The organism is Paenibacillus sp. 7523-1 (assembly GCF_002276415.1).
GTDB classification, from domain to species: domain Bacteria; phylum Bacillota; class Bacilli; order Paenibacillales; family Paenibacillaceae; genus Paenibacillus; species Paenibacillus illinoisensis_A.
The window spans coordinates 321,956-348,832 of sequence record NZ_NPBR01000013.1 but is presented as its reverse complement, the minus strand read 5'-3'; the positions used below and the strand labels follow the sequence as shown (position 1 = coordinate 348,832).

28 protein-coding genes are annotated in these 26,877 nt (G+C 48.6%); 25 read left to right on the top strand and 3 right to left on the bottom strand.

The window, feature by feature from the left end; all coding sequences use genetic code 11:
* On the bottom strand, positions 1 to 1,182 hold the full coding sequence (locus tag CHH60_RS16640) for an AGE family epimerase/isomerase (RefSeq protein ID WP_095360169.1): 1,182 nt from the start codon (positions 1,180 to 1,182) through the stop codon (positions 1 to 3).
* 221 nt (positions 1,183 to 1,403) lie between these two features.
* Here CHH60_RS16640 and CHH60_RS16635 point away from each other — a divergent pair, with 221 nt between their 5' ends.
* The 18 genes from CHH60_RS16635 to CHH60_RS16560 all read left to right on the top strand — a co-directional run bounded on the left by CHH60_RS16635 (position 1,404) and on the right by CHH60_RS16560 (position 16,649).
* Positions 1,404 to 2,717, top strand: coding sequence for an ABC transporter substrate-binding protein (locus CHH60_RS16635; RefSeq protein ID WP_095360168.1), 1,314 nt, complete (start codon positions 1,404 to 1,406; stop codon positions 2,715 to 2,717).
* Positions 2,718 to 2,950: 233 nt separating this feature from the next.
* Entirely contained in the window at positions 2,951 to 3,838 is an 888-nt protein-coding gene (locus CHH60_RS16630) for a carbohydrate ABC transporter permease (RefSeq protein WP_095290862.1), read from the top strand.
* Positions 3,835 to 4,674 (top strand): carbohydrate ABC transporter permease, encoded by an 840-nt coding sequence (locus tag CHH60_RS16625; protein WP_418039757.1) that lies wholly within the window; start codon positions 3,835 to 3,837, stop codon positions 4,672 to 4,674. The genes CHH60_RS16630 and CHH60_RS16625 overlap by 4 nt, the downstream gene beginning before the upstream one ends.
* Before the next feature lie 110 nt (positions 4,675 to 4,784).
* On the top strand, positions 4,785 to 5,822 hold the full coding sequence (locus CHH60_RS16620) for a glycoside hydrolase family 130 protein (protein ID WP_095360166.1): 1,038 nt from the start codon (positions 4,785 to 4,787) through the stop codon (positions 5,820 to 5,822).
* A 45-nt stretch (positions 5,823 to 5,867) separates the two neighbouring features.
* Positions 5,868 to 6,809 carry a glycoside hydrolase family 113 gene (locus CHH60_RS16615; RefSeq protein ID WP_095360343.1) on the top strand — a complete coding sequence of 314 codons (942 nt, stop codon included), beginning with the start codon at positions 5,868 to 5,870 and terminating at the stop codon, positions 6,807 to 6,809.
* A 236-nt stretch (positions 6,810 to 7,045) separates the two neighbouring features.
* Positions 7,046 to 8,011, top strand: a complete 966-nt coding sequence (locus tag CHH60_RS16610; RefSeq protein WP_095360165.1) for a phosphotransferase family protein — start codon at positions 7,046 to 7,048, stop codon at positions 8,009 to 8,011.
* 17 nt (positions 8,012 to 8,028) lie between these two features.
* On the top strand, positions 8,029 to 9,027 hold the full coding sequence (locus CHH60_RS16605; RefSeq protein ID WP_095360164.1) for a glycosyltransferase: 999 nt from the start codon (positions 8,029 to 8,031) through the stop codon (positions 9,025 to 9,027).
* A 40-nt stretch (positions 9,028 to 9,067) separates the two neighbouring features.
* Complete coding sequence (locus tag CHH60_RS16600) at positions 9,068 to 9,352, top strand: hypothetical protein (protein ID WP_095360163.1); 285 nt, start codon at positions 9,068 to 9,070, stop codon at positions 9,350 to 9,352.
* A 69-nt stretch (positions 9,353 to 9,421) separates the two neighbouring features.
* The gene (locus tag CHH60_RS16595) at positions 9,422 to 9,877 is read left to right on the top strand and encodes a hypothetical protein (protein ID WP_255247961.1); all 456 of its coding nucleotides are present in this window, start codon (positions 9,422 to 9,424) and stop codon (positions 9,875 to 9,877) included.
* 124 nt (positions 9,878 to 10,001) lie between these two features.
* On the top strand, positions 10,002 to 10,163 hold the full coding sequence (locus CHH60_RS29820) for a hypothetical protein (protein ID WP_176476091.1): 162 nt from the start codon (positions 10,002 to 10,004) through the stop codon (positions 10,161 to 10,163).
* A gap of 97 nt (positions 10,164 to 10,260) precedes the next feature.
* Entirely contained in the window at positions 10,261 to 12,186 is a 1,926-nt protein-coding gene (gene abc-f / locus CHH60_RS16590) for a ribosomal protection-like ABC-F family protein (RefSeq protein WP_095360161.1), read from the top strand.
* A gap of 187 nt (positions 12,187 to 12,373) precedes the next feature.
* Entirely contained in the window at positions 12,374 to 12,904 is a 531-nt protein-coding gene (locus tag CHH60_RS16585) for a hypothetical protein (RefSeq protein WP_255247960.1), read from the top strand.
* On the top strand, positions 12,904 to 13,185 hold the full coding sequence (locus CHH60_RS16580; RefSeq protein ID WP_095360159.1) for a hypothetical protein: 282 nt from the start codon (positions 12,904 to 12,906) through the stop codon (positions 13,183 to 13,185). The genes CHH60_RS16585 and CHH60_RS16580 overlap by 1 nt, the downstream gene beginning before the upstream one ends.
* Before the next feature lie 5 nt (positions 13,186 to 13,190).
* The gene (locus tag CHH60_RS16575; protein ID WP_176476090.1) at positions 13,191 to 14,507 is read left to right on the top strand and encodes a glutathionylspermidine synthase family protein; all 1,317 of its coding nucleotides are present in this window, start codon (positions 13,191 to 13,193) and stop codon (positions 14,505 to 14,507) included.
* A 15-nt stretch (positions 14,508 to 14,522) separates the two neighbouring features.
* Positions 14,523 to 14,927: a DUF350 domain-containing protein gene (locus CHH60_RS16570; protein WP_095360157.1), complete on the top strand. Its 405-nt coding sequence runs from the start codon at positions 14,523 to 14,525 to the stop codon at positions 14,925 to 14,927.
* Between the two features lie 245 nt (positions 14,928 to 15,172).
* The gene (locus tag CHH60_RS16565; RefSeq protein ID WP_095360156.1) at positions 15,173 to 16,120 is read left to right on the top strand and encodes a nucleoside hydrolase; all 948 of its coding nucleotides are present in this window, start codon (positions 15,173 to 15,175) and stop codon (positions 16,118 to 16,120) included.
* A 60-nt stretch (positions 16,121 to 16,180) separates the two neighbouring features.
* Entirely contained in the window at positions 16,181 to 16,303 is a 123-nt protein-coding gene (locus CHH60_RS30265) for a hypothetical protein (RefSeq protein ID WP_255247959.1), read from the top strand.
* Between the two features lie 19 nt (positions 16,304 to 16,322).
* The gene (locus CHH60_RS16560) at positions 16,323 to 16,649 is read left to right on the top strand and encodes a PadR family transcriptional regulator (protein ID WP_095360155.1); all 327 of its coding nucleotides are present in this window, start codon (positions 16,323 to 16,325) and stop codon (positions 16,647 to 16,649) included.
* A 427-nt stretch (positions 16,650 to 17,076) separates the two neighbouring features.
* Here the strand turns inward: CHH60_RS16560 and CHH60_RS16555 are convergent, their stop codons facing one another.
* A complete protein-coding gene (locus CHH60_RS16555) occupies positions 17,077 to 17,628 on the bottom strand; it encodes a hypothetical protein (protein WP_095360154.1) in 552 nt (183 codons plus the stop codon).
* 530 nt (positions 17,629 to 18,158) lie between these two features.
* Complete coding sequence (locus tag CHH60_RS16545; RefSeq protein WP_095360342.1) at positions 18,159 to 18,626, bottom strand: heme-degrading domain-containing protein; 468 nt, start codon at positions 18,624 to 18,626, stop codon at positions 18,159 to 18,161.
* 242 nt (positions 18,627 to 18,868) lie between these two features.
* On the opposite strand from CHH60_RS16545, the gene lspA reads away from it, so the two are divergent.
* From lspA to CHH60_RS16510, 7 genes are all read left to right on the top strand, one after another.
* Positions 18,869 to 19,360, top strand: coding sequence for a signal peptidase II (gene lspA, locus CHH60_RS16540; RefSeq protein WP_095360152.1), 492 nt, complete (start codon positions 18,869 to 18,871; stop codon positions 19,358 to 19,360).
* A gap of 315 nt (positions 19,361 to 19,675) precedes the next feature.
* On the top strand, positions 19,676 to 20,863 hold the full coding sequence (locus tag CHH60_RS16535) for an ABC transporter substrate-binding protein (RefSeq protein ID WP_437126872.1): 1,188 nt from the start codon (positions 19,676 to 19,678) through the stop codon (positions 20,861 to 20,863).
* A 24-nt stretch (positions 20,864 to 20,887) separates the two neighbouring features.
* Positions 20,888 to 21,754, top strand: coding sequence for a carbohydrate ABC transporter permease (locus CHH60_RS16530; RefSeq protein WP_095290884.1), 867 nt, complete (start codon positions 20,888 to 20,890; stop codon positions 21,752 to 21,754).
* The gene (locus CHH60_RS16525) at positions 21,754 to 22,581 is read left to right on the top strand and encodes a carbohydrate ABC transporter permease (RefSeq protein ID WP_095290886.1); all 828 of its coding nucleotides are present in this window, start codon (positions 21,754 to 21,756) and stop codon (positions 22,579 to 22,581) included. Before CHH60_RS16530 ends, CHH60_RS16525 begins: the two co-directional genes overlap by 1 nt.
* Positions 22,582 to 22,830: 249 nt before the next feature.
* Positions 22,831 to 24,621: a cache domain-containing sensor histidine kinase gene (locus CHH60_RS16520; protein WP_176476089.1), complete on the top strand. Its 1,791-nt coding sequence runs from the start codon at positions 22,831 to 22,833 to the stop codon at positions 24,619 to 24,621.
* The gene (locus CHH60_RS16515) at positions 24,611 to 25,399 is read left to right on the top strand and encodes a response regulator (protein WP_095360151.1); all 789 of its coding nucleotides are present in this window, start codon (positions 24,611 to 24,613) and stop codon (positions 25,397 to 25,399) included. The genes CHH60_RS16520 and CHH60_RS16515 overlap by 11 nt, the downstream gene beginning before the upstream one ends.
* Before the next feature lie 125 nt (positions 25,400 to 25,524).
* Entirely contained in the window at positions 25,525 to 26,862 is a 1,338-nt protein-coding gene (locus CHH60_RS16510) for an extracellular solute-binding protein (protein ID WP_095360150.1), read from the top strand.
* Positions 26,863 to 26,877 lie beyond the last annotated feature (15 nt).

Here is a 26,877-nt window from a genome sequence, read left to right as displayed (position 1 = left end):
TTATCCCATCCTCTCGATTAGTTCAATACAAAACCTGCTATTGTGATACGGGCATTTCCATGGTCCTGCAATTTCACTCTGATCCGGAATGCCGTCCCCGTCTACCGACCAGTACCATTCCCCGCCAGCACGGCGATCAATAATATGTTCCTTCGTATATGCCCACAAGCGGTTCACTCTCTCCAGAAACAAAGGGTCGCCAGTACGCTGATAGGCGTTATAGAAGCCGACCATCGCCTCTGCCTGCACCCACCATATCCGTTTCTCATCCACATGAGTTCCTTCTTGTTCATTCATAAGAGAGCCGTCGGCCTGTACGGCCACATTGGAGATGTTATAGGCAATATCCGTCACCATCGCGGAATACTCCGGGTGTTGATCCAGCCCCAGCACTCTCAACGTGTCGTCAATTAGCCAGCTGGCTTCAATGTCATGCCCGAAGGATTGCAGATCGATAATGGATTCCCACGCCTTGTTGAAAAATACCCCGAGAAACTTCGTGTTCTTGTCGTACACCCGTTCATACAAGATGCCGAGCAGGCGTTCTAGTGCCGCTCTTACCTGCTGATCCGGCCATACTCGGTAGAGGGTGGTGTAGGCCTCCAGCACATGGATATGTGTATTCATCGTGTAATCCGCAATCACGCCATTCTCGCTCAGCATTTCATTCGGTTGTTCATTCCAGAAGCGGTCGAATTGTTCCTTATACGCAGGTAATTCTGCATTCAGGCCCTTATCCTCAATCAGAGCAAAAAGCGTTTTTGCAAGTTCCAAAGCAGATGCATCCCCAGTAGCACGGTAGTACTCGCTCAGTGAATACACCCCGAAGGATTGCGTATACACATGTTTACTTGTATCGAGTGGTGCTCCTTGGGCATCCACCATCCAATACATGCCGCCGAATTCCGTATCAAAGACATGGTCCGCAAGAAAACGGTAGGCGTGTTCTGCGTGATCGCGCCAGATTTCATTTCCCGTCACCCGGTAAGCTGCTGCAAAAGACCACAGCTGTCGTGCCGTGGCGATTCCGCCTTTGGGAGCGAGAGGGTCGACCTGAAGATCATTGGCAACCCAACCATAGTATCCGCCGTGGTTATGGTCCTTGAGGGCAGACCAGAATGGCAAAATATGTCCTTCCCAGTGTTCTTTTATTTCAGTCCGGATGTCACTGCTGTTCGTCATAAGTAAGCGCCCCTTCGAATTACAGGATCAAGTTTAGTTAAGTTATCGGTAACTTTATTTAATAATATTAGATTCGGATATAGACGTTGTCAACGAATCATTTATGAAAAATTTTTGTTAAGTAATAAATAAATTAATTGACAGGTAAGCGTTACCATAATAAAATCCATTTTGTAACCTTAACGATAACTTAAATTAACTTAGCAAAGGGGTCGAATCAATTGAAGAAAAACAAAGGCTGGATGCTTCTGCTTACCATGCTGCTCATTACTTCACTACTCGCAGCTTGTTCTTCCGGAGGTGAATCTTCACAGGCAGGGGAGGAAATCAGCACAGATCCTGCGGATATCAAGGGTGAAATTACCGTTTTGACGCAGCGTACGGATATCGTTGATACCGTGTTCAAGGATTACGCAGCAGCATTTAACAAGGAGTATCCGGATGTCAAAGTTAACTTCCAGTCACTGGCGGATTACGAGGGCCAAGTGAAAATCCGGATGAGTACCAAAGACTACGGTGACGTGCTGATGATTCCGACCAGCGTACCTATTGCCGATATCCCGGACTTTTTTGAACCGCTGGGCACGTATGACGAGTTGAAAGACAAGTACACAGGGATTGAAGAACGCATGGTCGATGGCCAGGTATATGGTATCCCAACAGTTATCACGTTCTCTGGAATTATCTATAACAAGCAGGTATTCAAGGATGCCGGCATTACAGAAGTGCCCAAGACGCCTGAGCAGTTCCAGGCAGCACTCCAACTTGTGAAAGACAACACGGATGCGATTCCTCTGTACACCAACTATGCGTCCGGTTGGGCTTTGACGCAGTGGGAATCTGATCTGGCGACAGTTGCAGGCAGTGTGGACTACGTTAACATTGATCAGCCGAACACGGATGAGAACTTTGTGGCCGGCAAGCCGCATTATGAATTGTATAAAGTGCTCTATGATGCAGCCAAGAATGGCCTGATCGAGAAGGATCCAACCACAACCGATTGGGAAAGCTCCAAGGCTGACCTTGCAAATGGCAAAATTGCAACGATGGCGCTGGGATCATGGGCGATTACGCAAATTCAGGGCTTGACGGATACACCGGATAATATCGGATTCTTGCCATTCCCTACAAATGCAAGTGATGTAGTCGTTCCGCTTGCTGCAGACTATAACATCGGCATGAACGTGAACAGCGAGAACAAACCTGCTGCGAAAGCATGGATTGACTGGTTCCTCGCGGAATCAAACTATGCGGTTGAGCAGGGCGGAGGCATGAGCGCAGACAAAAATGCGGAGCTGCCACCCATTTTGGATCAATACAAGGACGTTACATTCTCCACATTAACCCCTGCCAAAGAAGGACAGGAAGGCTTGGTTGATAAAATCGACAATGAAGGCGAGATCGGCCTCTGGCAGCCGGACTTCAAGAAACGCATTATCGAAGCAGCCATCGGTAACCGCAGCGAATCGTATGACGACATCATGAAGGACCTGAATGACAAATGGGTGAAAGCGCGGGCAGAACTCACGAAGTAAGCGGTATACAGCAGATGCATCGTTGTCACTGCAATACGTAAGTCTGACCACCGTTGATATACAGCGAGGCATCGCACACGGACTGAAGGAAGAAGGGATTCCCTTTTTCAGCAAGGCATTTTGCATCTGATTAACGGATGTGAAATGCCATCTTCAGTAGTGGTTTTATCAGCGTAATTGGGCGAGAGTCTTTCGATATAAAAGCGGCAGAACCGCTTGGAGGTGTGGAGAGCATGAAATACTTAAAGATTTCGAATTGGGGTTATTCAGCGCAGCGCATATTTATCATCTGTGCCTTCTCAATTATTCCGTTGGCATTGCTGTTCACGTTTGCTTATTTACCTGTGATTAACATGTTCAAATACAGCTTCACCGATTGGAACGGATACAGCAAAAGATTCGACTATGTTGGGTTTGAGAACTACACGCGGATATTCAGTGACCCTGAATATTTCAAAGTGTTTATTGTCAGTCTCTACTATTTTGCTGCCACGTTCATACAAATGGGCCTGGCCCTTTACTTTGCAACGATCCTGAGTTTCAAAATTCGAGGCAAAAACTTTTTCAAAGGGATATTGTTCTTTCCCTATCTGCTGAATGGCGTAGCGATCGGATTTATCTTCCTCTTTTTCTTCAAACCGGACGGTACCCTCGATACCCTCATGCAGGCGGTTGGACTTGGGCAGTATACCCAGCTCTGGCTGGGGAATCCGAACATTATTAACGTATCACTCGCAGGCGCATCCGTATGGAGATACATGGGTTTTAACTTCATCATCTTCCTCGGTGCGATCTCTTCCATTCAAAAGGATGTCTATGAAGCTTCGGATATTGACGGGGCCAATCGCTGGCAGCAGTTCCGCCATATCATCCTGCCGAGTATTACACGTATCCTGCAACTTAACCTGATATTGGCGATTAGCGGCGCAATCAGTGCGTTCGATATTCCATATATTATGACCGACGGCTCCAACGGAAGTGAGACCTTTGTCATCCAGACTGTCCACTTGGCATTTAAGTACGGCAAACTGGGCTTGGCATCGGCAATGGCCGTTGTGTTGCTGTTCATCGTCATTCTCGTTACGCTCGTTCAGCGTGTGACCATGAAAGGGGAGGAATGAACGTGCATCAACTCAAATACACCCTTGCGAGCCTATTCAAATATGCTTCACTCCTTCTTGCCGCGTTCATTGCGCTTGTACCCATCGTTGTGGTGCTGTTTGCATCACTCAAGACCAACGCCGAATATGCCACGAGCAGTCCGCTTGCCCCACCAGCCAACTGGCTGAACTTTGCGAACTATACCAAGGCTTTTGTGGACGGCAACATGCTGGTCGGTTTCAAGAATACGATTATTATCCTGATCATTTCCATTGTAGGTGCGACTTTAACGGGCTCCATGATCGCTTACGTGCTGGATCGTTTCAAGTTTAAAGGAAAAAAAATCATGGTTGCCGCGTTCCTGCTCGCTACCCTCATCCCGAGTGTTACGACACAGGTCGCCACATTCCAGATTATTAACGCCCTGGACCTGTTCAACACCCGCTGGGCAGCCATTGTGATGTACCTGGGGACAGATATCATTGCCGTGTATATTTTCCTCCAGTTCCTGGGTTCCATCTCCAATGCACTCGATGAATCCGCCATGCTGGATGGGGCCTCCTACTTCACGATCTACTGGAAAATTATTTTGCCCTTGCTGAAACCGGCCATTGTTACGGTCATCATCGTAAAAGGAGTCAACATCTACAACGATTTCTACACACCGTTCCTATACATGCCAAAGACCGATTTGCAGGTCATATCTACCGCCTTGTTCAAATTCAAGGGGCCATTCGGTTCCCAGTGGGAGGTCATCAGCGCTGGCATCATGATTGCCATCATTCCAACGATGATCATCTTCCTGCTGTTACAGAAGTACATCTACAACGGCTTCGCCCAAGGCTCTGTGAAATAAAAAACGTAGGCTATATGAAATTAATATGAAAATACACTGGAACGGAGAGGGCAGAAAAAACCTGGAGAAACGTAGTGTTCGCCTTTATCACCGAAGGGAGAAATGAAACGATGACAGTAGTTGATGCAAAAAACGTACACATTGTTGGAGAAGCCTTGCCCAATATGCCATGGGAGGATAAACCGGAGGGGACAGAAGGGCCGGTCTGGAGACATTCAGCCAATCCGGTCGTTCCGCGTAACCCGGTCAAGGGAGTTGCCCGCATTTTTAACAGTGCCGTTGTTCCTTATGAAGGGAAGTTCATTGGTGTGTTCCGCGCCGAAACGATTAATGGCCGTCCGCACCTGCATATGGGTTCGAGTGAAGATGGTCTTTCATGGACCATTGAAGAGAAACGAATTCCTTTTGTGGATGAGAATGGCGATCCCTTCATGCCGAACTATGCGTACGATCCGCGTCTGATGAAGGTAGAAGACACGTATTATATCATCTGGTGTACAGATTTCTACGGTGCAGCGCTGGGCTTGGCCAAAACGGATGATTTCAAAACGTTCGTGCGCCTCGAAAACCCGATGCTGCCGTTCAACCGCAATGGCGTGTTGTTTCCACGTAAAATCAATGATAACTATGTCATGTTGTCCAGACCGAGTGACAGCGGCCACACGCCATTCGGCGACATTTTCCTGAGTGAAAGTCCGGATCTTGTGTACTGGGGCAAGCATCGCCATGTCATGAGCAAAGGCGGTCAGGGCTGGTGGCAATCGGTCAAGATTGGCGGCGGTCCTGCTCCGATTGAAACATCTGAAGGCTGGCTGATGTTCTACCACGGCGTCACCGGAACGTGCAACGGTTTTGTATACAGCATGGGTGCAGTCATTCTGGATCTGGATGAGCCATCAAAAGTAAAATATCGTTCCTCCAATTTCGTGCTGACGCCTGAGAAGTGGTATGAGGAGCAAGGTTTTGTGGACAATGTCATCTTCCCATGCGCCACACTGCATGATGCGGAGACAGGACGAATCGCCATCTATTATGGAGCTGCAGATACGTATGTTGGCGTGGCGTATACCACCGTGGAAGAGATCGTAAATTACGTCATTGAGACGGACGAAGTCATCGCCGGAGACCGTGAGGAAGGCAAGCTATAATTGAACATTTCTCTAGATTGAAAGGGGTTCTACAAGGCAATGCATATGGAGTACATTAAGGGGTTTACATTTGGCTGGATGAGCGGCAGGGGGGAATTCCGTAAACCGGAAGCCAAAGAGTCCCTGCGCCTGATGGCTGAACGAACGGGCAGTTCACATGTCATTTTTGCGCTGGCGGCACTCCAGGATCACCCGCAAGCGGTAGAAGTGAAGTATCGGGGAGAGCATATGGTCGAGGATGACGAATTGCTGGACATGATTCGTTACGCTCGCACCCTTGGGCTGCGCGTGATTTTGAAACCAACCGTTAATTGCAACGATGGCACGTGGCGTGCACACATTAACTTTTTTGATATCGATGTGCCGTGTGAGCCGAAGTGGACGGACTGGTTCCGCAGTTATACCGCTTATCAGAAGCACTATGCAGCCATTGCGGAGCAGGAGAAATGCGAGATGTTTATTGTTGGCTGCGAGATGGTACAGTCCGAGCGTCGAAGCGCGGAATGGCGCGAGGTGATTGCGGCTGTACGTGAGGTGTACACCGGACTTGTGTCATACAACACGGACAAGTATCAGGAAGGTCATGTGACATGGTGGGATGCAGTGGATGTGATCTCATCGAGCGGATATTATCCCATCGGAGACTGGGAAGCGCAGCTGGACCGTATAGAACAGGAGATTGCGCCTTACAAGAAACCCTTTTTCTTCGCCGAAGCAGGCTGTCCCAGCCGCAGTGGATCAGCCCAAGTGCCGAATGACTGGGGCCTGGAAGGTGTGGTCAGTGCAGAGGAACAGGAGCGTTTCTACGAGGCCATGTTTAGGCATGCCAGCCAGCGGGAATGGGTGCGAGGATTCGGTCTATGGGACTGGAGTGCGAACCTGTATCAGGAAAAGAATGCCCTGACCGATGATGGTTACGGCGTGTATGGTAAACCGGCAGAGCGTGTTATTCGTCGCTTCTATGAAAGGTTGTCGGTCGAAGTTTAGCCCCACTAGCTATAGGGAAGTTACGAACTGCGACATTGATGATGAAGCAGAGCGAGCAATGACGAAGAAAAAGGCGTACATGTCGATAATCTTGGATTATCCTCATGTGCGTCTTTTTTTGTTTTCCTTAGGGCGAGAGTACTTCGTTTCACGCTTGCGGGCATGTGCGCAGCAACGTATGATGGATAGAACATATCAATGAGCAGGTACGGAAAGACGAATGGAAGGTGTCAATCATGAACAAACATGCTCATGGCTGGGTCACGGCTGAAGGGACCCTGAATGAACAGGTTATAACCAGCCGGGAACGGCTCTATAAGGGGATGAACGCGAGGTATGTGGAGCGATTTACGGTCCACAGCGGAGAGAGTTACATTTTCAAACCACTCACGAATCTGGGACAGCATGGGCGTGAACGGTGGGTATCCATGCATGTACTGTCCTTACTGCCTTCTATCTACCCGAGGCTAATAGATTCCTCGGACGAAGCCATTGCTCCGGAACAGAGCTGGCTGATCTACGAGGACCTGGGGCCGCTTGTGCATGATTTGCAGGAAGATACAATGCTGTCCGCAGCTGTACATATGGCGGAATGGCACACGCTCTGGGCACCCCAATGGGACGAGCTGCCGCGTGTAGGCCAGAAGCCGTCCATTGGGAACATGCTGCAGGAACTCTGGGATGCCCAGGAATCAACGGATGAATTGCTGTCCAAGCTGGGAATGACGCTCTCTGCACCTGCTTGGGACGAGATCAGGGTGCTTATTCAAACAGCTGACAAAGAACTTCCGCTTGTCCTGTGTCACGGGGATCTGCATCCCGGTAATATGGCCGATGTGAATGGCAGACTTGTCATTATCGATTGGGAACATGCCCATCTGAATACGCCCCTCTGGGATGTATATCATCTGGTGGATCTGTCTCATCCGCTGTTTCCGAGACAAGTTACACCACAGCTTCGGGAGCGGATCATTCAGACGTATCTGAACGAGCTGGAGCAGCGCGGGCGGCAGGCCGAGGGAATTTCTTTTCGAAGATGGTATGCCGCGTATGCCGTTGTATTCTCGCTCTGGATGCTGCGCTTGATTGATTCGGATCTGCAGAAGGCAGACTGCGTATGGCCGGAGGAGCAGCTGCGCAATCAATGGAATGAGACGTCAACCACGCTGGAACAGTGCATGAACCAGCTATTTACTGAATAGACATGAGGGGGCAGAACATGCGTAAAGTAGGACTCGTTATGCGCAAAATTCAATTCACCGAGGCGCAGGGACCACGCGTATTCGCTGATCGGCTGAAGCAGATCGGTCTGGAGCTTGGGGTAGATATTGTGTTTATATCGCCGGAGCGCCATGTGAGCGGGTATGACTGGCTGCTCGGTTATGAACACGAGAAGGGAGATCTGGTAAACTACGATATCGTGCTTGACCAGATTTATAGCCAAAATATAGAGCATGTCATCTACACGGTATCCGGGTTTACGTTTTTGAAAATGTTTTTGCCCAAAAGTGTACTTTTTCCGCACAGCTTCCCTGACCCGGCATTGACGGGGTATGAGATGATGAAGCCATTCTATAGCATGGTGGATAAAGCCATTGTGCAGACAGAGTTTTTGAAAACGGAACTCGGACGCAACTTCGGCGTACATGACGTGAGCGTCATTCCGATCGGCTTCAATGAGGAACTGGCACACCGCCATTATGACCCAAGTCAGGTCGTGCACAACCGCGTGCTCTGGATCGGCCGGGATGAAGCGAATCGTCGCCCGGATCTGGTGCTGGAATATGCCCGGCAGAACCCGGACAAGGAAGTGTACATGGTATTTGGCGGACGGCGTTATGAGGAGAGCATGAAGAAGTATGACATTCCGGATAATGTGAAACTTCAGTTTGCATTGACCCAGGATGAGGTCTTTACTCTGATGAACTCTGCCAAGGTATATTGGAGCTGCTCTGCGTTTGATACGTTTGCGATGCCCCTGACGGAAGCGATGGCTATGGGCAAAATGATCGTGAAGCCTGAGCATGCGTGCTACGGCCATATTCGTTCTACACATGCCTTTGCAGGCAATGAGGATAACTGGTTTGAGCTGGTGAATATGGCAGCTGCTGCACCGCGCAATGTATCGGAGGATAACCGTGAGTATGCGTTTGGAGCCTTTTCTCGCACAATTATGAAGGAAGGGTACCAGACGTTTTTTGCAGATTGGTTGAAATAAGCTGATGAGTAGCAAACTCCAACTGTGAGGAGAGGATTTTGTGGATATCGTTATTCTATGGACGCTTGGCATGTGGGCAGTACAGCTGTTAATGGAATGGCTTGTGTACCGGATCCAGGGCCGCCGAATGACATGGGTTCAGTCCATCCTGCCTTGTGTGACTTTGCTCGGAGGGGCTATTGTAATTATGATCAGCATCGAAATTGGTGAATGGAACGGTATCGGGTATGCACTGCTTGGTGCAGCTCTGGGTACATCGGGCTTATTGACGTTGATCACGGTTGCCATTACGGCTTTGGTGCTGCAGCGTCGGGGAAGGAAATGATCGGGTTTTTGGGGGAAGGAGCCACGGACTTGATGCAATAACTGAAAGGATAACAAGATGAACAGCCTAATGATGAAACACTGGTCCGCTGAACAACGTGAGCTGCCCGGAATGAATTGCATTGCTTTTGCAAATGGAGACATCATCATCTTAAATATCAGCAAATATTACAACCCTAACAACAATGAGCGCACAATCTCCTGTACTCCCCTGTGTGATACAACCATCGAGAGCATTGATAAATATAACGATGATTATTGGACTGAAGTTGATGCTTGGACAAGTATGGACTATCAGGGTGGGAAAATCTATGGCGGGGATGGCCAAATGGGGAATGAAGGCTTCATTGCCTGCACAGACGCAAACGACAGTTTGGTCTGGGGTATTTTTTTGGATGAGACCAATCCCATAAAAAAATTAAGTGTTAAAGGGAAAACGCTGATTGCTATCAATGAACATGGAGACATGAGTATTGAAATAAATTTGGATTCCTTAGCAGATATTAAGATGACATATCTTAGGTAGTAACTGCAGCCATTTGAGGTGACGTTTGCAAAAAGGGCGAAGATGATAGGCGCATGACATGGTTGCAGAAATGCAATCGTCTGTGATATATTGTCATTAATTATGACAAGGGAGGTGAAGACAGGTGAATCACGAGATGCTTAACAACCGTATTAGCCAGCTGCCGATTGCTATGGCTGGCATTGTTCACACTTTTCGCGACAACGGGAGAAGTCTGTCCAATTTTGAATATACGGAAGTTAACCATTGCGAGAAGATGCCTGCCTTGACCTCATTCGGACGATAAGCGATTAAGCTTGAATTCTGAAGGGCCGCGGAGCTAACCTCTGCGGCTCTTTTTGTGTTGCGGTCAGGATCTTCCATACCATAGGAGGAACCTTATTATGATGATCATTAGCGCGCAGCAACTGACTCAATACCACGGAGCACATCTGGTGCTGGACGGCATTACTTTTGAAATTATGGAGGGGGACAAAGTCGCCCTTATCGGCCGCAACGGAAGCGGCAAAACGACACTGATGCGCCTGATGGCCCGGCTGAATCAGCCGGACGAAGGGCAATTGATGATCAAAAAAGATACACGGATCGGCTATGTAGCCCAGGTACCAGAAGGACTGGATGATTATACGGTACTGGATGTGCTGGCTCTGGGATTCAAATCGCTTATGGAGTGCCGCAGCCGCATGAAGGAAATGGAGCAGCAGATGTCTGACCCGGACTATGCAGCAGATCCAGACCAATTGGAACGCTTGTTGAAACGATATGCCGCACTGCAGGAACAGTTTGAACGTGAGGGCGGATATGAGATGGACGCACGGATTGATCAGGTGGCGGACGGACTGGATATTGTCAAAGCACACTATGGCTGGAGGTTCGGTTCCCTCTCCGGAGGAGAGCAGACCCGCGTCGTACTTGCTTCACAGCTGATCGTCCGTCCTGATCTGCTGCTGCTGGATGAGCCGACCAATCACCTTGATCTGGAGCGGGTGGAATGGCTGGAAGGCTATCTCCGGGAGTACACAGGCACGATCGTGCTGATCTCCCATGACCGTTATTTTCTGGACCGGGTGGTGACCCGAACACTGGAGCTGGAAGATGGCGAAGCGCAAACGTCAGCAGGCGGTTATACGGAATACATGAAGGTGAAGGAACAACGGCTGCTGCAGCAATTTGAGGAGTTCAAGGAGCAGCAGAAGGCCATGAAGAAAATGAAGGAAACAATCCGTCAGTTGGAGGAATGGGGACGAATCGGCGGGAACGAGAAGTTCTTCCGGCGAGCCGCTTCGATGCGGAAGGCACTGGAGCGGATGGAGCAGGTGAAGCGGCCTGTGCTGGAGCGGCGTAATGCAGATTTCGATGTGCGTCCTACAGACCGCACGGGCCGCCGCGTGGCGGTGATTGATCAGGTGGAGAAGGCTTACGGAGAACGTCCGATCCTGCGCGGCGTTTCAGCGCTGCTGGAGTTCGGAGACAAGGTTGCCCTGATTGGACGTAATGGCTCAGGCAAGACCACATTGTTCAAGCTGCTGCTGGGAGAAGAGCAGGCTACTTCCGGTCAGCTTGAATGGGGAGCAAGGGTGGATGTTGGTTATCTTGCACAGCAGGAGGAGCCTTCCAATCCGAAGCTGAGCGTGCTTGAACATTTCCGCCTGGAGGCAGGCGTGGAAGAAGGCGAAGCACGTGGCATTCTGGCAAGGTATCTGTTCTATGGGGCAGATGTATTCCGCTCGGTTGGGCAGTTATCTGGCGGGGAGTGGACCCGTCTACGGTTATCCCTGCTGGTGCATCGCAAGCCGAATGTACTGCTGCTGGATGAACCAACGAACCACCTGGACATTGCTTCAAGAGAAGCACTGGAAGAGTCCTTGGTTGACTTTGAAGGCACGGTGCTTGCCATCTCTCATGATCGCTACTTCGTGAACCGTATGGCTTCACGTGTCTGGGAGCTGGAGAATGGTGAGATGACCACCTATCTCGGGGATTATGAAGCCTATCGGGAGAAAAAGTTTGAACTACAAATGCGAGCAGGTGAAGCGGCCCAGCATGCCGTTCCGATTCCGGCTCTTCCTCGTGAGCGTGCCGAATCTAAGGAACAACGTAATTCTCGCCAAGGAGAGAACGGAGCGGGGAAACGACAGTCTGCCGAGCAGCTGGAACAGAAGCTGGCTCGTCTGGAGGCACAGATTCAGAAGCTCGACCACCAGCTTGAATTGCAGGCTAGCTCTGCTGAGCTGGAACAGCTGTGGAATGAGCGTGAGCAGCTGTCGGGTGAATATAATGAGTTATTGGCCCAATGGGCTGAATTATGATCGTGCGTCAAGGCAAGGACGAACATGAAAGGTCGGAGGATGGTCTCCGGCCTTTTTGTTTTCTGGATGGTGAATACAGTCATCCTACACTGCAATAGGCTTCAAAAGGTGCGTTGCGAATGTCCTTATTTACATGTCATAGGGAATAGTGTAACTTTTTCCCTTCTCATGCGTTAAATACGTTTGTATGATTTTGAAGCGGCTCAACTTAGAGCTACACAAAAGGGAGGTTATCGTTATCTATTACGCATTGACTTATCGAAGCTGGTCGGACGATCGGCAGGCTGAGACCGGGCAGCTGGAGCACGTATCTGTTACCCGGGATGAACTGTTTATGCGCAAACTGGTGGATGCAACCCTGATGAAAAACAAACTGTGGGCCCACCTGTCCAACGAGTGTGAGGATCTGCGGGATCATGCCATCTATGTGACTGCGTACGACAGCCAGATGCCAGCAGATTACGGTACAGCGATTGCGGACGCTGCACTGGCCATGTGCAAAGTCTCCTCGATGTACAGCGCAGAGTACATGCTGTGGAATGGAAAGGCATTTCAGGAGTTGGAACTTGCAGATTCGTCCTCGTACACGATGGAACTCGCCGAGCGGCTGCTGGACCATTATATGGTTCGTAACGGAACGACGTATGAATTCGTGTATTCGGTGCTGGATGCGGATCGCCGGAAAGTGTTGTTTTTTATGAAGGAGGTAGACCTGTAATGACAGAAGAAGAGCGGTACCATTCATCGAAACCCGGGTCAAAGGCAAAGCTGGTTGCCTTTTCCCTGATGCTGGCTGTACCCGCGGTATTGTCGGGCTGCGGCAGCAATGACGAGTGCGACCCGGATTATGACACCGGATGTGAGTATGATTCCAGCAGTGGGCATTATTATTATGGCGGTTCATACGGTGGCAGCAGCAGTAGTAAGAACAGCTCCTATAGTAGCTCGAAGTCCAAATCGAGCGGATTTGGCAGCTTCTTCCGCAGTTCGGGGGGCTAATGGATATGAGGCATATCCACTCATTGCCATATGGACACGAAGAGGTGTTTGCGGGCGAAGCAGGGCAGCATGTTCCATATCACCGGATGTATGGCAAGCAATATTGTGTACCCTCACTAACCCTGTATACGCCTCAAGAAATGATGGAATTGCAGCATGCCGCTGCACAGGTTGATGGAATATACGGCAAAGTCATGCGGTTTATCCAGCAATACATGCCGGATAGCTTTCTGGAGCAGCAGCTGGGTATTCATCCAGGGCTCGTTGCGACAGCAAGGATGGAGACAGTGACGGGTGGTATTACGCGTCAGGACTGGATCATCGGTGAGGCGGGGTTCAAGTGTATCGAAAACAATACTGACACGCCTACGGGCATACCTGAAGCTGCAGTGCTGGAGCGCATGATGGTGGGCATGGCCGAACGTGATGACTTCAGGGCGCCATCAGCAGACATGGATGCCTGCATCCGGGAATGCTTCCGCAGGTGGCTGGAGTCTTATGCCGAGCAAGGGCTGCGAGGACCAGTGACATTTACTTCATTTGGTGAGCATGTGGAGGATCGGACCAATACGGAATATCTGATGAGACGCTGCCAGGAGGCTGGATATGAGGTGCGTTATGCTCCTCTGGAGGAACTTGAGATTGTTCCCGGAGAGGCACTGTATCATGATGGACACGAGATTCAGCTGCTGTATCGTCTGTATCCGCTGGAGTATCTCGTTGATGATCGGGATGAGACAACAGGTGTGGACATCGGTGCAGCACTGCTTGCACTGGTACAGGAAGGCCGGCTTGGGCTGATGAACCCCGTACAGCATGTCCTGATGCAGAGCAAAGGCTTCATGGCTGCGATCTGGTCACTGTATGAGCGCAATGAACAGACACCGGAGTACTGCGGTTTTCGGTTGTTTACGGATGCGGAGCTTGAGTCCATTTCGCGGTATCTGTTGCCCACTTATTTCGAAGCAGGACCTTTTGAACTGGAGTCCACTCCTTATGTCGAGAAAAGCTATTGGGGCCGTGAGGGCCGAGGCACACTGCTGCTGGGTGAAGGAACGGAGAGTAACGCGGCAGGAACAGGCCAGGACGAAGATGAAGAAATCGCTGCGTATTATAATAACCAACCGAAGATTTATCAGCAGCTGTTTCCCATGGAACAGGCAAGCATCGTGACAGAAGACGGGGAATATAGTGGCTATCTGCTGACAGGCGTGTTTGTCATAGGGGGGCGTTTCGCCGGTGTACTGCCCCGGATAGGGGAGAAAGTAACCGGAGATATGGCCTATTATTGTGCGGCTGCGGTCAATAAACGTACTGGATGATGAGGAGGAGTAGGAATGGATAAATTGGGATTGAACCTGCTGAATGTGGCGGTGGGTATCGGCATTCTGCTGGTGGTATTGGTATGTGGGTATTTTGCTTTTAGCAAACTGACCCGCTATAACGATAGTGAGGAAATTGCCAAAGGCAACGAAGCGGCGGGCATGTACATGGGCAGCAAGCTGCTGGGACTGTGCATCATTGTTGGTATGGTGTCTTTCTCCACGCACTCATGGCTTGATATGCTGCTCTGGTCTGCATTAGGGATCATAATTTTGGGTCTGGTCTATATTATATTTGATTTCCTGACGCCGAAAATGCGTGTATGCGATGAAATCGCAAGAGGCAATCTGGCGGTAGCACAGCTGCTACGTTCCATTATCATCGGCGTTTCCATCGTCATCGGTACGTTTTTGATGTAAAATGTACCCTAGCGATACATGATAATTTAGAGGGAATATAATAATTACACAGGTATGAAGAGGACAGAAAAAATCTGGAGAAGCGAAGCGTTCGCCTTTATCATCGGATTTTCACCTTTTCAGAAGGTATAAAAAAATCTGAGGATAACAGCGATCGTAAGATTGTTCTGTACTTGGAGTGCAAGTGTGTATTTCTTATATGTTCGTTCTAAATGAATATTAAACGGAAGAAGGAGCGCGGCATCATGAGAAAAGTCATCATTGATACAGATACAGCAGGAGACGATACAATTGCGATCCTGACAGCACTGCACCACTTCCAAGTGGAAGGCATCACGATTACGGGCGGTAACGTCCAGTTTGACCAAGAGGTTGAAAATGCTCTGTACACCGTGCAGGTTGCTGGACATGGCGGCAAGGTGCCTGTATACAAAGGATGCGAACGACCGCTGATGGCCTACGGGCAGGCGCAGCACCGCACAGTGGAAGATGTGCATGGCGACGACGGCATGGGCGGCGCGCATTTCCCCAAGGCAGATCAGCGTCCCGAAAGCGGCCACGCGGTTGATTTTATCATTGAGAAAGTGCATGCCAATCCGGGAGAGATCTCTCTTCTGGCAATTGCACCCCTGACCAACATTGCGATGGCGATTCAAAAGGACCCGACGATTATTCCAGAGATTGCTCATCTCTACATCATGGGCGGTACGAATAATGCACTGGGCAACATTACGCCAGCGGCGGAATACAACTTCTACGTTGACCCTGAAGCTGCCAAAATTGTACTGCATGCCGGTATTCCAACCACGATGGTCGGCTGGGAGATGTGTACCCAATATTCCGTTATGGATGATGATGACCATGCAGAAATTGCAGCACTCGGAACATCCGGAGCCGATTTCTTCACAGCGATCAACAAAGTGGTTATGCAGTTCAACAAGTCAGTACATAAGCTGAATGGCACCACACACCCGGATACACTGCTGATGGCGGTAGCAGCAGACGAATCGCTGATGACGAAGTCCGGTCAATATTACGTGGATGTGGAAGCCGCAGGAGAACTCACGCGTGGATACAGCGTAGTGGACATCAACGGACGTTTCGGCAAAGAACCTAACGTGCGCGTATGTGAAGCCATCGATCGGCCGAAGTTTAAATCCATGCTGCTGGATGTTTTGTCAGCTATTCAATGAACCTAGGAATCCTTGGCATACGTTATGCAGCCGAGGTTTCCGAAATGAGTAGAAATACGATTGAAAATCATTAGTGAATCCGTACCTTTTGCAGGTACGGATTTTTTTGCCCATTTTAACAACAACTACTTCACCTGTCGTAGTAAATATGATATTATTCAACTACTACGACTGATGAAGTAACAGAGGAGGATTACCTTTTTTGATCAGCAGTGACGTTATACGTGGCTACAATGACACGCTCATTCTATACATGCTGTTGGAAGGGGAGTCATACGGGTACGAGATTTCCAAGAACATCAGGCAGTTAACAGAGGAAAAGTATGTCATGAAAGAGACGACACTGTATTCCGCCTTCACCCGGTTGGAGAAGAACGGATACATTGAATCCTTTTACAGGGATGAGAGTCTCGGGAAACGGCGTACGTATTATCGGATTACACCAACCGGCTTCGACTATTACAGGGAAAAATGCGAAGAATGGAAAGTTACGCAGGAGGTTGTAAACCTATTTATCAGGAAGTGGTGACAGAGCATGGAGAGATTATGGTATATCTGGAAAATATGTTTCCTGGTCTGCCGAAGACCCTGGAGGTTGCTGCTTATCCATTCTTTCGTGAAATGTCCAATTTTTGAATGAACACAAAAGCACAGTTAATAAAAGTAAATGGCTTCGTTTCTATTAATTCGATCAAATCGTGCCACTTCAGATTGATACTAAATAAACCAAACATTTGGGAGTCACTCATCAGACGGTTACTAATTTGAAACGGAACTATTAATATGCTGCCCTTTATCGATATTACTTAACTGCATGTCCACCAAAATATTTCGCAGAGAAGAGTTATATGAAAATGTAAAGAAAACAAAAAAACGGTTCCCATCTCTACTTACATGAGTAGAAGAACCGTTTTGTGTACTAGAGAAATGTAATAAGAAATAAATTATAGCGAAATTTAGTATTTAATTTGGGCATAAGAAGAAACTAGATAATCTGCATTCAAACTTGAACTAGATTTCACGGTATCTCTCAAACCATTCCAATATCCTGCTGATCTAGTAGTGGTATTATAAAAATTGTCCTTAGCAATAACAACATGAACTCCTTGACCTTTGTCTGCATATTTTCTGATGCTACTTACAAACACGCTGTCACTTACGGTTTTTAAGAAGCCTAAAGAAGAGAGATAAGGGCCGGCGACAGGTATAAAACTTGCTCCAAACCAAAAAGCACCTTCCCCAATTGATGTTTCGCTTTTCGTAGCATAGACTCTTGCATCTGCAGCATTTAAATACAACTCATGAACTTCAATATTTACTCTACCACCGGAAGCGAGATAATGTGAATAAGCGTAACCTCCACTAACGGGCTGGTCTATCTCAGCCATAATTCCTATATCTGTTGAAGCTGTTGGTGTAGGAGTAACGGTAGTTGCAGAAGCTCCAGTTGCCCCAACAAGTCCAGAAGCAACTGTGAGGGATAATACTAGTGGAATGATTTTTTTCATATATATTACCTCCTAATATAGTATGAGGAAACTATACCATAATTTATCTATTTTTGTATATGCATTCTGTAAAATTTTCCAATTAGATAAATTAATAGTCCTACAATAAACAAAATACCCGCAGTATTAATACTCCAGAATTTAAAAACAACAATTAAAATAGAGAACGCCATCATGCACTGACCTAGTAACTGGATAAATAGAAACATAATAAACCTCCATTTTTTTATTTTTAAAATAAACTTGATAATGGCATTAGGTAGAAGACTATATTTTATAAACTGTTCATGAATAAACAATAACCTCTCATATTAACAAAAAATATTTTATTTGGGCACTACTGAGAGTGTAGCATATATTGTAAATTACGAAAACGAAGCCTCTTTAGTAGACATGATTGCTATAAAGTAAGTCAGAGAAAAAAGATCCTTCTAGATCGTTTTAATATCGTTGTCTGTACTGTTCGCAATATACAAGAAAAGCCCACCTGGGTCCGTAAGGACCTGGTGGGCTTTTCTTGATACATTTCGTTAGCCTTGCTGCAGCAAAAATGAACGGATTCCGGTGGTGACCAGGTCGTGGTCCTCTTCATCAGGCAGACCCGATACCGTAATTGTTCCGATCTGTCCCTGACCTTCCACAATCAATGGGAAGGCACCGCCAGCCAGTACAAAGTCAGAGGAAGGCAGGCTGAAATCCTGCTCAAGCGTTTTATTCTCACTGCGCATACGCAGAGCAGTATGCCATGAACTGGAGGAGAAATGGTTAACCACGTTGTTTTTACGCCGGATCCAATCTTCATTGTCCGGATGAGTGCCTTCCATGGCATGCAGGAAAAGACGGTGCCCACGGAGGGTAATGTCGATGGTTACGGCCTGTGAACGGCTTTTTGCCTCCTCGATCAGTTGGAGCCCAAGCTGTAGGGCCAGTTCAGAGTCAAATGTACGAAATACCAAGTCCTTTTCTTCCTGCTGCATTTCCTTTAATCTCTCTGTCATCGTCAGGTTCAATCTAAGGCAGCCCCTTTACATGTGTAGTTTATGTCTACATTCGACGTAGGGTAGGGTGGTCCCTTCCGGATGCAAGCTGGGTTATCGTTTGGCTTTCTGCCCTACATTTCCCCAACAGTCCATTTGGAGACACGACTTCGGCTGTGGTAAAGTGAAGGGAACGAAACTTTGGACATTCCACAGGTTTACATAGGATAGGGCAAAACGAGTTGGGCAGGAGGGAAGACAAGATGCTGTTTTATTTTATAGCACTGCTGGTTACGCTGGTGGATCAGGGTACCAAGCTGGCCGTGAGAATGTATATGGAAGTCGGCGACATGATGAGACTCGGTGACTCCGGCATGCAGCTGCAGCATTATGAGAATAGCGGGATGGCGGGAAGCATGTTCCAGGGAAATGCGCGTCTGTTTGGCGTTGTCGCCATTCTGTTTATTGCCGGCATTCTGTATTATCGGAGAAAAGGTGAAATTCGCGGTTTCTGGATGCAGGCAGGAGCAGGCTTCATGGTCGGTGGAGCCTTGGGAAATGCAATCGACCGTTTTGTATTTGCAAAAGTAACGGATTTTCTAGTATTTCCATCTGGCCGAGGGATCCTCAACCTGGCTGATGTAGCGATTAACATTGGGGTGATACTCTTGGTGATCGGAATGTTAATCCGTGCATTGAAGAGCTACCGGGCCAAGCGATCGCGCAATGCTTTGCCCAAAATTGAACGTTGGTAATACGATAATAATCAAGTGCTGCAATCACACAAAATGGAAAAAAGAAGGACATTGGATAGTTACCGATGTCCTTCTTTTTGTTATACAGTCATATAATCTGGAAAATACATCCATGATTCATTTTAACCGAAACCGTTTTAGAAATAGAAAAGGGTTGAATAACGCCATTCTGTATGGTGGATAAGGTGAAAGGATTAACCATATGGTTATTTCACCAGTTTAATGGGTAAAGCTTTACGTATATAACGCTGAGGGAGGTACAACATGAGAACATCGCTTACCAAGGCACTCGGGACAATGCTGCTGTGTGGAATAATGGCTGTGCTCCTATCCTCTTGTACAAGTGGGGAGAGCGCAAACGGCAAAGTGCAGGTCGAATTTTTCCAGAACAAACCCGAAGCCAAAGCAACTTTTGACGAACTGATCAAAACTTTCAATGCGGAGCATTCCGATATACAGGTCACTCAGGTGAATCCGCCAGATGCGGAGACCGTGTTGAAGACCCGCGTCGTGAAGAACGATGTGCCTGACATTATGGCCATGGGTGCGACCGATACATATTCGATTTTGGCCCAAAGTGAAATTTTCGCCGATCTGACGGATAGCTCCCTGACCAAGACGATTGATCCGAATTACATACAAATGCTGAAGGATGTCACGGGTATGGAGGAAGTGACCGGTATTCCTTACGCAACTAATGCAAACGGCATCATGTATAACAAAACGTTGTTTAAGGAAATGGGCCTGGACGTTCCCAAGACATGGGATGAGCTGATTGCTACCGCCCAAAAGATCAAGGATGCAGGCAAGATTCCGTTTTACTTCACCTATAAGGATGACTGGCAGACCAATCTCCCGTTCAATGCGCTTGGACCCAACCTGGTCGGTATTGATTTCTATCTCGAGCGTCGTGAGAACAAGGTGACCTTCAAGGAGAAATACCGCGAGGTGGCGGAAAAGCAGCTTGAACTGATGAATTACGGACATGGCGACAACTTCGGTAAGGCCTATTCCGACGGTAACCGTGCTTTTGCCAACGGTGAAGCATTCATGTATATCCAGGGAACATGGGCGATCTCCGAGATTCGCAAAGCCAACCCGAATGTGGATATCGGCTTCTTCCCGTTCCCGACTGGAAATGATCCAAGCGAGATCAAGCTGGTGAACGGTATCGACTCCCTGTTTACGATCGCGGCGGATACGCCAAACCGGGAACAGGCTGAGACGTTTATCGCATTCCTGCTGGAACCCGAAAACATCGGAAAATACATTGAAGAGCAAACGTTATTTGCCGCAGTCGAAGGTGTGGAGCAGGACGACCCTGCGGTACAGGAGCTCACGCCTTATATCGAGCAGGGCAAAGTTATTGATTTTGCCGATCACTACATTCCGGCTGCGGTGCAGCTGAATTCCATCGTACAGTCCTTTTTGCAGAACAAAGACATCGACAACTATCTGGATACACTCGACAAAGAATGGGACAAGGTAGCGAACCGGCGTTAAGCCTTGTCCAAAGGAGGATGGAGTATGAACAAACGTATGGCACCCTATTACTGGATGACGGTTCCGGCGGTGGTATTGTTCTTCGTGTTTATGACGCTGCCGGCTCTCCAGGGGATATATTATTCCTTTACGAACTACAACGGATTTGGGAAAAGCTATGATTTCGTTGGTTTCAAAAACTATTTCAACCTGTTTCAGGACGACAATGTGGGCAATGCTTACTGGTTTACGTTCAAGTTTGCCATCGTGGTAACCATTCTGACCAATATTCTAAGTCTGCTCATCGCACTTGGGCTGAATGCCAAGATCAAGTTCCGCAACTTTTTCCGCGGCATTTACTTCCTTCCGAACATCCTGAGTGTATTAATCGTGGGTTACATATTTAACTACCTGTTCTCCAACGTTTTTCCAATCTGGGGACAGAACCTGGGGATTAATGCCCTATCGACAAACATTCTGGGTAGCGAAAGCCTGGCATGGATCGGGATCGTTATCGTGGCCGTATGGCAATCGGTAGCACTTAATACGATTCTGTATCTGGCCGGACTGCAAACGATACCAACAACGCTGTACGAGGCATCCAACCTCGACGGTGCAGGCAAATGGCGAGAATTCTGGAGTATTACCTTCCCGCTCATTGCCCCATTTTTCACCATCAATATGGTACTGGCCATGAAAAATTCCCTGATGGTCTTCGATCAGATCGTTGCCTTGACCAACGGTGGACCCGGCCGAGCAACACAGTCCATTTCTCACCTGATCTATACAGGTGGATTTGAAGGCGGCGAATATGCATATCAATCTGCGAACTCGGTTATTTACTTCATCGTTATTGCGGTGATTTCGATTCTGCAAATCCGGTTCCTGCAAAGAAGGGAGATGGATCTGTAATGAGAAGCCGTACACGTACCAACTGGCTGGTTATGCTGCTCGTTATTCTGGGCACATTATTCATACTATTTCCGCTCTATATGACGGTGACGATCGCGTTGAAAAATCCGGAGCAAATGGCTCAGTCGGTATTTGCCTTCCCGACCCAATTGCACTGGGAGAACTTTGCAAGCGCCATCGACATGACGAACTTCTTCCAATCGTTCCGTAACAGTGCTGTCGTTACTGCATCTACCGTCATTTTGACGCTCCTTAGTAACTCCATGGTGGCTTACGCTATCGCACGCAATATGGAGAAACGCAAGTTTTTCAAAGGGCTGTACTATTACTTCGTCAGTGCGATGTTCATTCCGTTTCCAATCATCATGCTGCCGATTGTCAAACTGACATCTTCACTGGAGATGACGAACCTGCTTGGCTTGACCTTATTACATACGGTGTATGGACTCGCCTTTAACGTCTTCGTGTATGTCGGATATATCCGGTCCATTCCGGTGGCACTGGAGGAGGCAGCTTTTGTGGATGGGGCAACAACCTGGGGCACATTCTGGAAAATCATTTTCCCGCTCATGGCACCAATCAGTGCTACGGTTGGTATTCTGACTTGTCTGTCCACCTACAATGACTTTCTGCTGCCACTCATCATTATCAGTGATCCGGCACAGTACACACTGCCGCTGGTGCAATACGTCTTCCAGGGTCAGTTCAATACCGACTTCAACCTGGCGTTTGCATCCTACCTGCTGGCCTTGCTGCCGATGATTATCATCTATCTGTTTGCTCAGAAGTGGATCATTAACGGGGTAACCCAAGGTTCTGTAAAATAAAGGGATGTGAATATAGAGGGGCGGACCTAAGAGTCCTCCTCTCTTTTTTTATTCCAAGGACGCATCCTGAACGTTTCGAACGGATTGATTAACCCGGGAAACTGTGCTATTTTTTATTCGTTAGTTTAATCGTTAAACAAAGAAGGCGAGTGTCGTGTTTTGCAAGCGCTTTAATTAAATAAGTGAATGAAACCAGCATCGGTGTACTCAATCTCAAGAGCAAGGGAGTAGGATGGTGGTTTTTTTTACATGCAGAAAGGAGGAGAATGGACGGAATTGCAGAGGAAAACAGGGCGTTATAACTCGCTCCGCAATCAGATCTTCGTCGGTTTCGTCATGGTGATGCTCATTGTTCTGCTGCTCGCAGGTGTAACAGCCTATGACCGGGTGGCTGCATTGCTTAAGAGCAATGCCGAGAAACATATCCATCAGACCGCAGTGCAGGCCAGTGGTCGGTTGGATGCGCTCATTGCACAGGTGAACTCCCTGACGGCCCAGGTCGCGGATGATTCGTATGTGCAGCGTCTGCTCAGTGACGAGAAGCATGGTAAACCGGCCACCTTTAATCAACGTCAGGCACTGCTTCAGATTGCAGGCAGCTATCAATCTTTTATTAACGGGGCGCAAAGTATGGAGATCTACACAACCGGATACAACCGTATATTCCCGATGGATGACCGATCCCTGGATCTCCGAGTGGAGCGCAGCTGGATCACCCAAGCGGATGAAGGCAAAGGCAGATTGGTGTGGGCGGGCTCTGACCCTGAAGACCCGGGTGTACTTCTCGCCATTCGTCGAATCAACCTGCTGGAGCATTCTTTTGAACATGGGGGCTATGTTGTGGTGCGGATGCAGCGCAGTTTTTTTCAACTGAATGACTCGAATGAGGCTGAGCGTTTGCAGGATTCCATCCTGCTGCTGGACGGCGATGGTGAAGTGGTGACTTCCAATCTGCAGATTAACCTTGATCCCAAGGCCATTTTGGACAGTGGATCCGTCGTTCAGAATGGAGAGGAATCCTATATCGTTGTCCGCCATAAGTCCGAGCTGACGGGATGGACACTTGCTGTGCTGACACCGCTAGGAGAAACAACCGAAGGGGTATCGATCCTCAGAACGGCGCTGCTCGTTTCGGGAATTATTGGTGTGGGGCTGTTTCTTGTGATGTCCTTTTTCCTGTCCACCATGATCACACGTCCGTTGATTCGGCTGATGCGGGCCATGCGCGGGGCACAGCCCGGAGCGATGAGACCGAATCTGATGGTCAGTTCCACCATGGAGATCAACGAGCTGAATGATGTGTACAACCAGATGGTGTACAGGCAGAACGAATTGACACGTGTGGTGCATGAGAAGGAAGTCATGCAGTCCCGGGCCGAGCTGAAGGCGCTGCAATCGCAGATTAATCCGCATTTTCTGTTTAATACCCTGGAGGCATTCTATTGGTCTTTGGAGGAAAAAGGAGAAGAGGAGCTGGCACTTAGAGTTATTGCCATGTCCCGGTTATTTCGTTACATCATCCCGGGTCCTCATCAGGATGAATGGGTTACGATCGAGGACGAACTGGAGCATGCGGAGCGGTATTTAAACATTATGCAGATGCGGCTGGGCGAGAGAATGCAGTGGGAGATCAGGCTGAGCGAGGAACTGCGCAGCGTGCCTATCCCCAAGCTGCTGATCCAGCCATTGGTGGAAAACGCGATATTGCACGGGATTGAAAATACGTTAAAACCGGGAAAGGTGGAGATTCGTGTTGAACCTTCCTCGGTAGAAGGTCGTGTACGCGTCAAGGTCCAAGATAATGGGCCGGGCATGGATGAGGAACGTCTGCTATCCATTGTTCAAGCTTTGGACGGCGGGCCTGCTGCATCCACGAAGGGAACGGGAGTGGGGCTGATCAATGTGCATCGCCGGCTAAAAGTCTACTTTGGCAGCCAACTGGGCGATGCAGCCAAACTTGTGGTGGAGAGCGAAATAGGGAGAGGCACCATCATATGTTTTGAAATTCCGAGGGAAATGGGGGCTGCACATGATTCATGAGAAAACCATTCTGATTGTGGATGACGAGCCGCGTACAAGAGAAGGCATACGCAAAACACTTGAGGCCTGGTCTACTGGGCGAAACCGGATTCAGACGGCCGCAAGCGGTGTTGAAGCCAGGGACTGGCTCGCCAGCCAGCCTGCAGATCTGCTGATCACCGATGTTCGTATGCCGGAGTTCTCGGGCTTGTCGCTGGTGGAGGCCATTCAGCATTTTCCCAGCAAGCCGGCTGTCCTGATTATGTCGGGGTATGCGGACTTTGATTATGTCCACCAGGCGATCAAGCTCGGTGTGGTCGATTATCTGCTCAAGCCGATTGACAAAGAGCAGCTGCTGCAAACGGTACAGAAGGCACTGCACGTCCATGAACAGCAGCGGCGCATCCAAACGATACAGGAGATGGTTGATCCGAAGCTGTTCGAGGTCAAGGAGCGAAGAGAACAGCAGGGCAATACCCCGATTGGCGAAGCTTTGGCATACATTGAGGCACATCTGGGTGAACCGATGACCATGCGTGAGCTTGCCGATTCGCTGCATCTGAACTCCAGTTATTTCAGCGTGCTGTTCAAGGAGCAGGTCGGGCTGAATTTCAGTGAGTATCTCATGCGTAAACGGGTACAGCGGGCCAAGGAATTGCTGGTGCAGACAACGATGCCCATCTCGGAGATCGCGGAGAGCGTTGGCTATCAGACCGATAAATATTTTATCAAAGTCTTCAAAAGCCTGGAGGGACTCAGTCCAAGCAAATACCGTCATGCCGTAAATGAAAAGAGCTAACAAGTTCACCTTAAAATAGTGGAGTTTTACCAAATCGTCCTGACCTTATAGCGTGGTTATGCCCGTGCTACAATTTCAATAAAGCGGTTACATTAACCGAAAAACCACTATTGGGGGCTGGAATTATGAGCAAAAAAACGCTGGCAATGCTTCTGTCATGGACGCTGGTTCTCGCTGTCATATTGTCGGGGTGCAGCAGCGCGGGTTCCGGTGGAGGCAACGAATCCGGTAGTAATGGCAGTGGAGAGGGCGGTACCACAGACGAAAAGGTCACACTGAAATTTATGCATCTCTGGCCGGCCGGCAGCTCTGCACAGCAGAACAAGCTGGTCAATGATATTATCCAGCAGTATCAGACGGATCATCCAAATGTAACGATCAAGCAGGAAGTGCTGGAGAATGAACAATACAAGAACAAACTGAAGATTTTGTCCGCATCCAATGAACTGCCCGATGTCGGGGTAACCTGGGCCGCAGGCTTCCTGGAGCCTTATGTTAAGGGCAATCTGTTTGCGCCGCTCGATGAACTGCTGAATGGATCCCTTGGTGAGAAGTTCATCGCTGGAACAACAGAGGCTTACGCGGTAGACAGCAAAACCTATGCGCTCCCGATTGAGCTGAATATATCCCCCATTTATTACAACAAAGCGATCTTTGCCAAATATAATTTGCAGCCGCCAGCCACATACGATGAATTCCTGAATGTGCTGAAGACGCTGACCGAGAACGGCGAAGTGCCGATTGCACTCGGGAATAAAGACCGCTGGACCGGTTCACTCTGGTATATGTATCTGGCGAACCGTTTAGGCGGGGATGCGCTGGAGAAAGCGATTAGTGGATCAGGCAAGTTTGAAGATCCTGCGCTGACACAGGCTGCCGCAGAAGTGCAGAAGCTTGTCGATATGAACGCATTCAACAAGGGCTTTAACGGTTTATCCAATGACGAAGGCAAATCCGAATTCATGAATGAGAAGGCTGCCATGTACCTGATGGGAACGTGGGAACTTCCGAACTTTACTACGAACCCGGATATTCCGCAGGAATTCAAGGATAAGGTTGGATTTTTCAAATTTCCGACGATTGACGGCGGCAAAGGAGACATCAACAGCTGGGTAGGCGGACCGGGCGTAGGCCTGTTTGTAGCCCAGAACTCCAAAGTGAAGGAAGAAGCGCAGAAGTTTGTGCAGTATTTTGTGGAAAAATGGGGTGAAAGCTCCGTGACCGAAGCAGGGGTCATTCCGGCAACCAAAGTCGATACGGCGGCAGTACAGCTGCCACAGCTCTATATCGATCTGCTGAACGAGTTGAATCAGGCAAGCAGCCTGACACTCTTTGCAGATGTGCAGATGAAACCGGCTGCTGCTCAGGTACATCTGGACATGATTCAGGCATTGTTTGGCAAAGCGGTCACCCCGGAGGACTTTGTGAAGAATCATCAGGCTGCAATTGATAAAGGCAACTGATGTACACCTCACCTA

Coding starts and splice junctions, on each gene's coding strand:
- CHH60_RS16595 (WP_255247961.1), top strand. CDS start 9,422: ATGATGAAACACTGGTCCGCTGAACAACGTGAGCTGCCCGGAATGAAT.
- CHH60_RS16570 (WP_095360157.1), top strand. CDS start 14,523: ATGGATAAATTGGGATTGAACCTGCTGAATGTGGCGGTGGGTATCGGC.
- CHH60_RS16605 (WP_095360164.1), top strand. CDS start 8,029: ATGCGTAAAGTAGGACTCGTTATGCGCAAAATTCAATTCACCGAGGCG.
- CHH60_RS16565 (WP_095360156.1), top strand. CDS start 15,173: ATGAGAAAAGTCATCATTGATACAGATACAGCAGGAGACGATACAATT.
- CHH60_RS16520 (WP_176476089.1), top strand. CDS start 22,831: ATGCAGAAAGGAGGAGAATGGACGGAATTGCAGAGGAAAACAGGGCGT.
- CHH60_RS16585 (WP_255247960.1), top strand. CDS start 12,374: ATGATTTTGAAGCGGCTCAACTTAGAGCTACACAAAAGGGAGGTTATC.
- CHH60_RS16610 (WP_095360165.1), top strand. CDS start 7,046: ATGAACAAACATGCTCATGGCTGGGTCACGGCTGAAGGGACCCTGAAT.
- CHH60_RS16515 (WP_095360151.1), top strand. CDS start 24,611: ATGATTCATGAGAAAACCATTCTGATTGTGGATGACGAGCCGCGTACA.
- CHH60_RS16625 (WP_418039757.1), top strand. CDS start 3,835: ATGAACGTGCATCAACTCAAATACACCCTTGCGAGCCTATTCAAATAT.
- CHH60_RS16530 (WP_095290884.1), top strand. CDS start 20,888: ATGAACAAACGTATGGCACCCTATTACTGGATGACGGTTCCGGCGGTG.
- CHH60_RS16620 (WP_095360166.1), top strand. CDS start 4,785: ATGACAGTAGTTGATGCAAAAAACGTACACATTGTTGGAGAAGCCTTG.
- CHH60_RS16545 (WP_095360342.1), bottom strand. CDS start 18,626: ATGACAGAGAGATTAAAGGAAATGCAGCAGGAAGAAAAGGACTTGGTA.
- CHH60_RS16630 (WP_095290862.1), top strand. CDS start 2,951: ATGAAATACTTAAAGATTTCGAATTGGGGTTATTCAGCGCAGCGCATA.
- lspA (WP_095360152.1), top strand. CDS start 18,869: ATGCTGTTTTATTTTATAGCACTGCTGGTTACGCTGGTGGATCAGGGT.
- CHH60_RS16640 (WP_095360169.1), bottom strand. CDS start 1,182: ATGACGAACAGCAGTGACATCCGGACTGAAATAAAAGAACACTGGGAA.
- CHH60_RS16555 (WP_095360154.1), bottom strand. CDS start 17,628: ATGAAAAAAATCATTCCACTAGTATTATCCCTCACAGTTGCTTCTGGA.
- CHH60_RS16580 (WP_095360159.1), top strand. CDS start 12,904: ATGACAGAAGAAGAGCGGTACCATTCATCGAAACCCGGGTCAAAGGCA.
- CHH60_RS16535 (WP_437126872.1), top strand. CDS start 19,676: ATGGCTGTGCTCCTATCCTCTTGTACAAGTGGGGAGAGCGCAAACGGC.
- CHH60_RS16525 (WP_095290886.1), top strand. CDS start 21,754: ATGAGAAGCCGTACACGTACCAACTGGCTGGTTATGCTGCTCGTTATT.
- CHH60_RS16615 (WP_095360343.1), top strand. CDS start 5,868: ATGGAGTACATTAAGGGGTTTACATTTGGCTGGATGAGCGGCAGGGGG.
- abc-f (WP_095360161.1), top strand. CDS start 10,261: ATGATGATCATTAGCGCGCAGCAACTGACTCAATACCACGGAGCACAT.
- CHH60_RS16510 (WP_095360150.1), top strand. CDS start 25,525: ATGAGCAAAAAAACGCTGGCAATGCTTCTGTCATGGACGCTGGTTCTC.
- CHH60_RS16575 (WP_176476090.1), top strand. CDS start 13,191: ATGAGGCATATCCACTCATTGCCATATGGACACGAAGAGGTGTTTGCG.